Here is a 9,824-nt window from a genome sequence, read left to right as displayed (position 1 = left end):
AAAAATAGAACTCAGCATAATGTCACCTCCAGATACAGTTTTTCTTTTGTACTGTATCTGCTTGAGGTGAATTTGTCCAGGATTATTAATTAGTTCGATCATTCAGCAATTGACTACCCTAGTGCTACCTTTAAAGGGCTGCACCTGCGGGCTATTGGGCCGCGGCAAACCCGAGGTCGAAGGCTTTCAGGTTGGTCTCCACGAAGGCCTTCTTGGTTTTCGTGCGGATGGCCTGCTTGAGGCTTTCGGCGGAGATGGGAAGGATGCCGGTCCGGGCCATGGCCCCCAGGAGGACCATGTTGACGGCCATGACGTTTCCCGCCTCCCTGGCCAGGACCGTGGCGTCGAAGGCGATCAGCCGCGCCGTCTTGGCCTGGATCAGGTCCTGGATCTGCTGGAGTTTGGGGTAGGTCGCCCGGCCCGTGGTGACGGTGAACGGCGACAGGGGCGAGAGGTTGGTGATGACCGTCGTGTTCTGGTTGCATTTCCCGAGGGCACGGAGGGTTTCCGCGGGTTCAAAACCCACCAGCAGGTCGGCCTCGCCGTCCGAGATGATGGTGCTCCGGGCGTCGCCCAGGACGATCGCGGATTCGACCACGCCCCCGCGCTGGGCCATGCCGTGAATTTCGCTCATTCTGACCGGAACGTCCGACAGCAGCGCCGCCTCCCCGATCACCCGGGAGGTGAGCAGGTTTCCCTGGCCGCCCACGGCAACGATAATTAATCTCGTGATATCCATAGGGTTCGATTCCTTATGCGTTCAATTCAGGGTGTGGTTATAAATCAGGCTGCCTCGCCCGCCGGTTTTTTCTTGAGCGGCAGGATGGCGTTTTCCGGGCATATCTGGGCGCAGACGGCGCATCCCCAGCAGAGATCCGGGTCGATCTTCACCCGGCCGTCCTGAAGGTAAAACGCCGGGCAGGCCAGGTCGTCGATGCAGTTCCGGTGATTCACGCATTTGTCGCTGATCTGGAAGACACGACTGCTGAGCTCCTTTAGGCTTTTGGCATACAGGGAGCACATCTCCTGGGAGATGACCACGGAAACGCCCTGGTATTCGATGGCCTCCCGGATGGCCTCGATGCTCTTTTTCACCTTGAAGGGCTTGATCACGGTCACATGGCCGACCCCCAGGGCCTTCACGACCGCTTCGATGGAGACGCGGCCGTAGCCGCTCAGGTGCAGTTTCTCCATGTCGACCCCGGGATTGGGCTGATGCCCGGTCATGGCCGTGGTGCCGTTGTCCAGGATGACGAGGGTGAAGTTGTGGTTGTTGAAGACCGCGTTGATCAATCCGGGGATGCCGGAGTGAAAAAAGGTGGAATCGCCGATGAAGGCGATGACCTTTTTATCCGTCACCCGTGAAAAGCCGCAGGCTGTTCCCACAGACGCGCCCATGCAGACGACGAAATCGGCCATGGAAAGCGGCGGCAGGAATCCCAGGGTGTAGCAGCCGATGTCGGAGGGGAATATGGTTTCAAACCCCTCGGCGGCTTTTTTCACCGCATAGAAGGTGGCGCGGTGGGAGCAGCCCGCGCAGAGGGTCGGCGGCCGCTGGGGAATTTCCGGGAGATCCGAAAGGTCCGGCGTCTTCGGGGGATCGAAGGGCAGGCCGAAAAAACCGGCGATGCCCTTCCGGACCATGGCCGGATCAAATTCATACAGACGGGAGAAGAGGTCGGGGCCCTTGCCGCGGATGGACAGCGTCAGTTTCTCCTCCTGGGCCATGGCCTTGACCGCCTCTTCCATATAAGGCTCGCCCTCTTCCACGATCAGGACCTTCTCGCACCCGTGGAGGAACCGCTTGACCAGGGCCTCGGGCATGGGGTGGGAAAATCCCAGGCGGAGGATGGTTGACCGGTCCTCGATGCCCAGGGCCACGACCGCATCCGCGACATAGTTATGGCTGACGCCGTTGCAGACAATGCCCCAGGCCCCCTTGCCCGTGATGGTGTTGAGGGGGGATTCATCGGCGATGCGCCTGGCCCGCGCCAGGTTTTCCAGGAGCCGGACATGGAGCTTCCGGGAGACGGCCGGCACACAGACATACCGGAACGGGTCTTTTTTGAAATCGCCTTTGGGCGTGCCGGGCTTCAGATGCCCGAGGGTGATGACGCCGTTGGAATGGTTGATCCGTGTGGTGGTCCTGAAAATAACGGGTTCACCCAGGGTCTCCGACAGGTCGAACGCATACGGGACCATCTCCTTGGCCTCTTCCACGGAAGAGGGCTCGACCATGGGAAGGCCCGCGAGTTTGGCATAATATCGCGTATCCTGTTCGTTCTGACTCGAAAACATGAACGGATCGTCGGCCACGACGATGACCATCCCGGCCTTGACCCCGATGTAGGCCAGGGTCATCAGGACATCCGAGGCGACGTTCAGGCCGACGTGCTTCATCATGCACATGGCGCGCACGCCGGCGCTGGCCGCCGCCGCCGACACCTCCAGGGCGACCTTCTCATTGGTGCTGTACTCGAAATAGAGATCGGTTTCACGGGATATCTGGAACAGACTGGCGGAGATCTCCGAAGAGGGCGTGCCCGGATAGGTGCTGGCAAAGGCCAGACCGGCTTCCATGGCCCCCCGGGCGATGGCGTCGTTGCCCAGGAGAAGCATCTTCCGGCCCGGTTCGTCGGTCAATAATCTGTGCATCTTCTCATTCCTTCAGGGTTGATAGCGTTGGGGTGCTTCGAAATCCCTTCGAATTTCACCTTCGAATTTCAATAGATCGCGCAGGTTCAGAACACGCGCGATGCGCTTGATTTATTTTGACAAAGCCGCACAACAACAATTTATGACTTTTATATCAGCGGTCTTTGGGTGTAAAGTTTTTTTTCCACCGGAACAGGTTGTTGAAAATACTTTACAAAGCGAAAACCATGAACTATAGAACCCGGTTAATGCAATGTTCGGATAAGGTTCAATCCCAGTTCAATACCGTTGTCTGACGGAGCAGAACCCCGTTTCGACCGCCCCGGCGCCCAGCCTGTTGAGCCGGCATGATGCCGCTCGGGGGACGATATCCAAAGCATTTGCCGGAACCACATACCAGAGCGAGCATACAACGTGAACCTTCGCAGAATACTGGTCATTGCCACCCGAAACCAGGGAAAAACCTCGGAAATCAAGGCGCTGTTGAAGGGTTTTCCGGTTGAGATCAAAAACCTGGATGATTTCGGTCCGATTCCTGAAGTCGCAGAAGACGGCGACACCTTCGAGGAGAATGCCTACAAAAAAGCGAGCTTCGCCGCCAGGGTCCTGGGATTCCCGGCCCTTGCGGATGATTCGGGGCTGGTGGTGGAGGCTCTGGGCGGCAGGCCGGGGGTGTATTCGGCCCGGTACGGCGGAGCGGACGCCACTGACAGGAGCCGATGCGACACGCTCCTTGCGGAGCTTACGGAGGTGACGAACCGGAAGGCCGCGTTCGAATGCGTCATTTCCATCGCGGTTCCCACAGGGCCCGCCCTGACCTACGACGGCCGCTGTGAAGGCATGATCGCCTTGTCCCCCGAAGGCGATAACGGGTTCGGGTACGATCCCGTCTTTTTCTACCCCCCCCTGGGCAAAACCTTCGCACAACTGACCGCAGCGGAAAAAAATCGTGTCAGCCATCGGGGGATAGCCCTGCAGGAGGTTCGGGAAGAATTCGATAAGATTTTGAAATGGATTGACATTCACATGCCGATCCCGGAGAGGGTCGGCTGTCAGGCCGATAAATCCTGATCATATCATCATAGGCGATAACGATTTTTCAGTGAGGGCGGGAAGACATGGCGTATAGAACAAAAGTCGACGACATCTTGAGCAGGCACGGTGATGTAAGAAAAAACCTGGACAGGAAAGCGATCATCCATGATGCCGTGGATCGGCGGGAAGCCCTGGTTTCCGTCAACGGGTGCCTGGCCACATGGACGCCTGCCGACTCCACGGGCCGCGCGCCCATGGACACGCTGATCGTCCGGCGTCCGGACACGGACGGGAATATCGATTGGGACTCCCCCAACAACCTCCCCATCGACACCGAAACCTTCGACATGCTCTGGGCGGATGCGCTCTCCGTTCTGGGGAAAAAGAAGACGATCTACCTCACCGACCGGGTGGTCGGCGCCGACGCGGCATACGCCCTCCCGGTCCAGACGATCACCGATCGCGCTCTCACGACCCTGTTTACGCTGAACATGTTCCGCCCGGTGCCCGATAATATCGACGGCAGCATCTTTGCCAAAAAGGGGTTTACCCTGCTGGTCCTGCCCTACGACAAGATCGACGGTGCCCGCTACGAGGGGCGGCTTCGGAAGCTCAAGAACGGCAAGGTTTCCCAAATGGCCATCCTCATGGACTTTTCGAACCGGCTGGGCCTGGTCTACGGATCCGCCTATGGCGGAAGCGTGAAAAAACTGATCTTCACCGTGATGAACTATTACCTGCCCCTGGCGGATATCCTGCCCATCCACTGCTCCGCCAATGAAAACAGCACCGGGGACCTGAGCCTGTTCCTGGGACTTTCCGGCACCGGCAAAACGACCCTGTCCGCCGACCCGAACCGCGCCCTCCTGGGAGACGACGAACACGGATGGAGCGAGAACGGCATCGCCAATTTCGAGAACGGATGCTATGCCAAGCTCATCGACCTCAACCCCGCCAAGGAGCCGGAGATCTTTCAGGCTGTCTTTCACCAGGACGACTATCTCAACCACGGGGCCATTGTGGAAAACGCCATGATGTACCCGGACGGCCACTTCGATTTGAGCGATGACCGCCTGACGCCGAACAGCCGCGCCTCTTATCCCCTCCGGTTCCTGAGCAACATCAAGCCGTCCTCCACCGGAAATCATCCCCAAAATATCATTTTTCTCACCGCCGACGCCAACGGCGTCATCCCGCCCGTATCCCGGTTGAATGCCGCCCAGGCCATGCTCTGGTTCCTCATGGGCTATACCAGCAAACTGGCCGGAACGGAAACCGGCATCGTCGATCCGGTATCCACCTTCTCCAGGTTCTTCGGTCAGCCCTTCATGCCATGTCTTCCCCATATCTACGCCGACCTCCTCGGCCGAAAGATGCGGGAGCACGAGACGACCGTCTACCTGATCAACACCGGGTGGAGCGGCGGGGCCTACGGTGTGGGCAGCCGCATGGACATCATGATGACCCGGGCCATGGTGGATGCCGCCCTGGATGGAAAGCTCCGGGATGTGGAATACCGGAAGGACCCCCTGTTCCATCTGGATGTTCCCCTGGTCTGCCCGGGCGTCCCGTCGGAGATCCTGATGCCGGAGCATACCTGGCCCGACAAAGCTGCCTACCATAAGCGCGCTTTAAAGCTCTCCTGGGAATTCAGCGATCATTTCAACAAGGCATACGGAAAAAAGAACATCGATCCGGCCGTCCAGAAGGAGTGTCCTGGAAAATAGCATTCATTCGATTTCAGGGTGCCGGCGAAACCGGGGGAGGACGACTCCCCCGGTTTCTTTGTTCCTTCGGCTGGCTGCGCGCAGTCGATCTCCCAGAATGAAAACCGGAAAGACGCTGTGAACGCTCCCCTGCTAAAGATGGTTTTCAGCCCCCGCATGCTGGTCGCTTTCCTCATGGGGTTCTCCTGCGGCATGCCGCTGCTGTTGACCATCACCGTGCTGCAGGCCTGGATGAAGGAGGAAGGGATCGATCTGTCGGTGATCGGGCTGATGGCCCTGGTCGGCCTCCCCTACACCGTAAAATTTTTGTGGGCCCCTTTCCTGGACCGCTACAGGCTGCCATTTCTGGGCCGCCGGCGGGGATGGCTCCTGGTGACCCAGGTGGCCCTGGCCCTGGCCCTGGCCGCGCTGGGGATGACCCGCCCCTCGGCCCATCCCTGGATGGTCGCCGTTGCGGCATTCTGGGTAACCTTCTTCAGCGCCACCCAGGACATCGTCGTCGACGCCTACCGGCGCGAAGACCTCACGGACAACGAACTGGGGCTGGGCTCGTCTTTTTATATCAACGGTTACCGGGTCGGCATGCTGCTGGCCTCGGGCGGCGGGCTCATCATGGCCGACCTCATGCCGTTTTCCAGGGTGTATCTGGTCATGGCATTCTGCATGCTTCCCGGCATCCTGACGACGCTTTTCTCGCGGGAGCCGCAGGTCAATGAAGCGTTCCCCAAGACCCTCCGCGCCGCCGTGCTGGACCCCCTCATCGAATATTTCAGCCGGGAAAACGCCATCTGGATACTCGCCTTTGTCCTCTTCTACAAAATCGGGGACACCATGGCCCTTGCCATGACCACCCCGTTTTATCTCGACATGGGGTTCACCAAGACGGAGATCGGCACGGTGGTCAAGCTCTTCGGGTTCTGGGCGACGGTCGGGGGCGGTTTTGCAGGAGGCGTCCTCATGCTGCGCCTCGGCATCAACCGGTCCCTGTGGATCTTCGGGTTTTTCCAGATGGCGTCGATCCTGGGATTTGTGGTCCTGGCGAGGATGGGACACAGCCTGCCGGCCCTTTCGGGGGTCATCGTTTTCGAGAACGTGAGCGGCGGCATGGGAACGGCCGCATATGCCGCTTTCATGGCGAGCATCACCAACAAAAAATTCACCGCAACCCAATATGCCCTGCTGAGCAGCCTGATGGGCATCCCCAGGGTCATGGCCGCGGCGCCGACCGGGTTTCTCGCAGAATATCTGGGATGGGAGGCGTTTTTCATTTTCTGCACCGCCATGGCCCTTCCCGGGATCCTGCTGCTCGCGAAATTCGCCCCCTTCCGCGCGGAACGGGAAGCAGCCGCCTCGGATTGACAAGCATTTTTCCGTGAATACCATTGCCTCATGAATGAAACCAAACCGGCAAAAACGATGGAGACCCGCCTTCGCGAACTGGCCGAATCGCGGTCACGTGTGCTGTACCTTCCGCCGGAGAAGGCACGCGATGCCATTCTCGAGAGTCCTCAGCCCGCGGCCCTGGTGCATGCCATCCAAGAGGAGGATTTCTATTTCCTGATCCACGATATCGGTGTCGAGGACGCCCTGGATCTGCTCCGGCTGGCGTCCGCCAGGCAGTGGGAATTTCTTCTGGACATGAGCGTATGGGAGAAAGACCGGATCTCCCTGTCGGCCTGGACCCGATGGCTCCACCTGCTGATGAAGGCCGATCCCGAGCGGCTGGTGAACTGGATCTCCGAGGAGCGCCTCGAGGAGATGGAATACTACCTCTTCAGGAACGTCCAGTTGGCCGTGCGCGAGCATGACCAGGACCCTTCGGATTTTGGCGACGGTTTTCACACCTATGACGACACCTTCTATGTGCGGTTCAACGACGCCCTCTACGATCCGGAGAGGGATGCCGAACTCCAGGCGGAGCGGGATGCCTTTCTGGATGAATTTCTCCGCCGCCTCGCCGCCGACGACCACATCGTCTACTACAACCTGCTGCTGGAATCCCGATCGGTCGTTCCCGCGGAGATTGAGGAAGAGGCGTACCGGCTGAGAAACATCAGGATGGCCGAAAAAGGCCACAAGCCGTTTTACGAGGCGATCGGCATCTACCAGCCCCTGCCCGCCGATGAGTCTGACCGCGGCAGGCGGCCTCCGGGTACGGGGCGGCAGCAGAACGAAGCTGCGCCGCCGCCGCTCTTTCCATACAGCGTCATCGAGAAGGACAGCCTGTTTGCCGAAGGCCTTGCTCGAATCGATCAGACCTCGGAGATCGAATTGCTTCAGGCCGAATTCGCCGGACTCTGCAATCACATCATCTCCGCGGACCAGCGGGTCATCCGGGAGAAGGATGCCCTGAAGCCGGTCGTGAAAAAGGCCTGCGGGTACGTCAGCATCGGGCTCGAAGCCCTGGCCGGGCGCCAGGAGATACCCCCGGATCAGGCCGCATTGATGATCCGCCGATATCCGCTCGAAAGGATTTTCAGGGTCGGGTACGGCAAGGCGCTCGAACTGAAATGGCGGGCCGAGAAATGGCGAAAAGCGAGCTGGGCCGAACACGAGGGGCTCTCCCTCAGTTTCTGGGGCGAGGAATGGCTGGGCGTCATCGGCGGGCTTCTTGTCGAGCGACCGCTCTTTTTCGACAACTATCGCAGCGGCGTGCTCTATCGGGAATTTCATGCCATGGCGGATATCGCGGCCACGGATGCTGTCCTGGCGCGGGTGGTCGCCCTGGATGAGCTTTTCGGCCTGATGGACGCTTTGCCGCCGCTCCCGCGCAGGCGGCTGCTGACCTGGAAGAGCCTGCTCCTGACCCTCTGGGCCCGCCGCGCCACCGGGTATGAGGGAGAGGCTTTTGCCCTGCCCGTCCCAGTTTTCAGGCCCTTCTTCGACGATCTCTGGGAAGGCCCCCTGCCGTCCCGCAAGATCAGCGACGCCGCCAAAGGGCGTTTCCTCGCCTGGCTGGCCCGGGCCGCACGGCTGGAGGCCCATGCCCTGTCCCGGAAATTCCAAACGACCCTGGAGCAGCTTTTTGAAACAGTGGAAACCGAATACCAGGGGGTTTCGGCGGCCCATCTCGATGCCAGACATGTCCATTTGTTCATGCTTGCTTGACAAGACGACGCAGATGATTTTAGATATACACTTTTAAAACACCACGAAGGAGAAACCCGATGCCCATATATGAGTTCAAATGCCTGGAGTGCAATGAGTATTTTGAAATCCTGGTGGCCCGCGTCGACGAAGACGTCGATATGGCGTGCCCGAAATGTCATGCGGAAAATTTCGAGCGGGTCATGAGCTCTACGAATTACGCCATGGGGGCGGGAGGGGGAGCGTCTTCCGGCGTCAAGGCCCAGACGCGGCAGTGTTCAAGCGGGTCCTGCACCACCTATGAGGTTCCCGGAATGACGCGGTAAGGGGCGCATCGCCCCTTATACCGGTCGAATCCATCCCGGAGCAGCGCGATCATCACGATGACAGCAACCACATCCGCATATATCGAAGCCCACCGCACGGGCCTCCTGGACGAGCGGATCGCCGCGGCCGAAAGCCGTCTGAACGGCTGCACCCTCTGCCCCAGGGCCTGCGGGGTGGACCGGACTGCCGGGGAGACCGGCGTCTGCAGAACAGGGGCAGAGGCATGGGTGTCGAGCTACGGGCCGCATTTCGGTGAAGAGGCGCCCCTGACGGGGACCCGGGGCTCCGGGACGATATTCTTCACTCACTGCAACCTGCTCTGCCTTTTCTGCCAGAACTACGATATCAGCCACGGCGGCGAAGGAGAGCCCGTGGACGTCCGTGGGTTGGCCCGGATCATGCTCCTTCTCGAAGAACGGGGATGCCACAACATCAATCTGGTGACGCCGTCCCACGTGGTCCCGCAGATCCTGGCCGCGCTGAAGCCCGCGGTCGAAGGCGGCCTCTCCGTTCCCCTGGTCTTCAACAGCAGCGGCTACGACAGCGTGGAGACCCTGGCCCTCCTTGACGGCATCATCGACATCTACATGCCCGACTTCAAATTCTGGGATGCGGACCTGGCGGAGGAAGCCTGCGGTGCGGGCGATTATCCGGACGTGGCCCGAAAAGCCCTCATCGAAATGCATCGCCAGGTGGGGGATCTCGTAATCGACGATTCCGGCATCGCCCGGCGGGGGCTGCTGGTGCGGCACCTCGTTCTTCCCCGGGGGATGGCCGGCACCGGTGAGATCATGCGGTTCATCGCAGAAAAGATTTCGAGGAACACCTACGTCAATATCATGCCCCAGTACCACCCCTGCGGCAGGGCGGCCGAAATCGACGGGCTTGGGGGCTTTCCGTCCCGGGGCGATTTCGAGGCGGCCCTGAAGGCCGCGAGAGATGCGGGCATCACGCGGCTGGATGAACCGCGGCGAATTTTCATGATGGCCTGAC

Annotated in this window: 8 protein-coding genes; 6 read left to right on the top strand and 2 right to left on the bottom strand. The window is 59.9% G+C overall.

Annotation, left to right across the window (positions count from 1 at the left end; translation table 11 throughout):
- Positions 1-151: 151 nt before the first annotated feature.
- Positions 152-739 (bottom strand): indolepyruvate ferredoxin oxidoreductase subunit beta, encoded by a 588-nt coding sequence (gene iorB / locus ACEW8N_RS08600; protein WP_373499400.1) that lies wholly within the window; start codon positions 737-739, stop codon positions 152-154.
- A 44-nt stretch (positions 740-783) separates the two neighbouring features.
- Positions 784-2,655, bottom strand: a complete 1,872-nt coding sequence (gene iorA, locus ACEW8N_RS08595) for an indolepyruvate ferredoxin oxidoreductase subunit alpha (RefSeq protein ID WP_373499399.1) — start codon at positions 2,653-2,655, stop codon at positions 784-786.
- 414 nt (positions 2,656-3,069) lie between these two features.
- Between iorA and ACEW8N_RS08590 the strand changes: the two genes are divergently transcribed.
- The 6 genes from ACEW8N_RS08590 to ACEW8N_RS08565 all read left to right on the top strand — a co-directional run bounded on the left by ACEW8N_RS08590 (position 3,070) and on the right by ACEW8N_RS08565 (position 9,823).
- A complete protein-coding gene (locus ACEW8N_RS08590) occupies positions 3,070-3,726 on the top strand; it encodes an XTP/dITP diphosphatase (protein WP_373499398.1) in 657 nt (218 codons plus the stop codon).
- Positions 3,727-3,773: 47 nt separating this feature from the next.
- On the top strand, positions 3,774-5,417 hold the full coding sequence (locus tag ACEW8N_RS08585) for a phosphoenolpyruvate carboxykinase (ATP) (protein ID WP_373499397.1): 1,644 nt from the start codon (positions 3,774-3,776) through the stop codon (positions 5,415-5,417).
- A gap of 117 nt (positions 5,418-5,534) precedes the next feature.
- Positions 5,535-6,776, top strand: coding sequence for an AmpG family muropeptide MFS transporter (locus tag ACEW8N_RS08580; RefSeq protein WP_373499396.1), 1,242 nt, complete (start codon positions 5,535-5,537; stop codon positions 6,774-6,776).
- 30 nt (positions 6,777-6,806) lie between these two features.
- Positions 6,807-8,525 carry a DUF6178 family protein gene (locus tag ACEW8N_RS08575; RefSeq protein ID WP_373499395.1) on the top strand — a complete coding sequence of 573 codons (1,719 nt, stop codon included), beginning with the start codon at positions 6,807-6,809 and terminating at the stop codon, positions 8,523-8,525.
- Positions 8,526-8,584: 59 nt separating this feature from the next.
- Positions 8,585-8,830, top strand: coding sequence for a zinc ribbon domain-containing protein (locus ACEW8N_RS08570; protein WP_373499394.1), 246 nt, complete (start codon positions 8,585-8,587; stop codon positions 8,828-8,830).
- Positions 8,831-8,887: 57 nt separating this feature from the next.
- Positions 8,888-9,823 carry a radical SAM protein gene (locus ACEW8N_RS08565; protein ID WP_373499393.1) on the top strand — a complete coding sequence of 312 codons (936 nt, stop codon included), beginning with the start codon at positions 8,888-8,890 and terminating at the stop codon, positions 9,821-9,823.
- The last annotated feature ends 1 nt before the right edge of the window (position 9,824 follow it).

The organism is Desulfococcus sp. (assembly GCF_041737845.1).
In the GTDB taxonomy this organism is placed as follows: Bacteria; Desulfobacterota; Desulfobacteria; order Desulfobacterales; family Desulfococcaceae; genus Desulfococcus.
Note: the sequence above shows the minus strand (reverse complement) of the source record. Positions and strands in the feature narration are given on the sequence as shown.

What these genes read in the sequence shown, in the direction of transcription:
- ACEW8N_RS08570 (WP_373499394.1), top strand. Translation starts at nt 8,585, where the DNA reads ATGCCCATATATGAGTTCAAATGCCTGGAGTGCAATGAGTATTTTGAA.
- ACEW8N_RS08585 (WP_373499397.1), top strand. Translation starts at nt 3,774, where the DNA reads ATGGCGTATAGAACAAAAGTCGACGACATCTTGAGCAGGCACGGTGAT.
- iorA (WP_373499399.1), bottom strand. Translation starts at nt 2,655, where the DNA reads ATGCACAGATTATTGACCGACGAACCGGGCCGGAAGATGCTTCTCCTG.
- iorB (WP_373499400.1), bottom strand. Translation starts at nt 739, where the DNA reads ATGGATATCACGAGATTAATTATCGTTGCCGTGGGCGGCCAGGGAAAC.
- ACEW8N_RS08565 (WP_373499393.1), top strand. Translation starts at nt 8,888, where the DNA reads ATGACAGCAACCACATCCGCATATATCGAAGCCCACCGCACGGGCCTC.
- ACEW8N_RS08575 (WP_373499395.1), top strand. Translation starts at nt 6,807, where the DNA reads ATGAATGAAACCAAACCGGCAAAAACGATGGAGACCCGCCTTCGCGAA.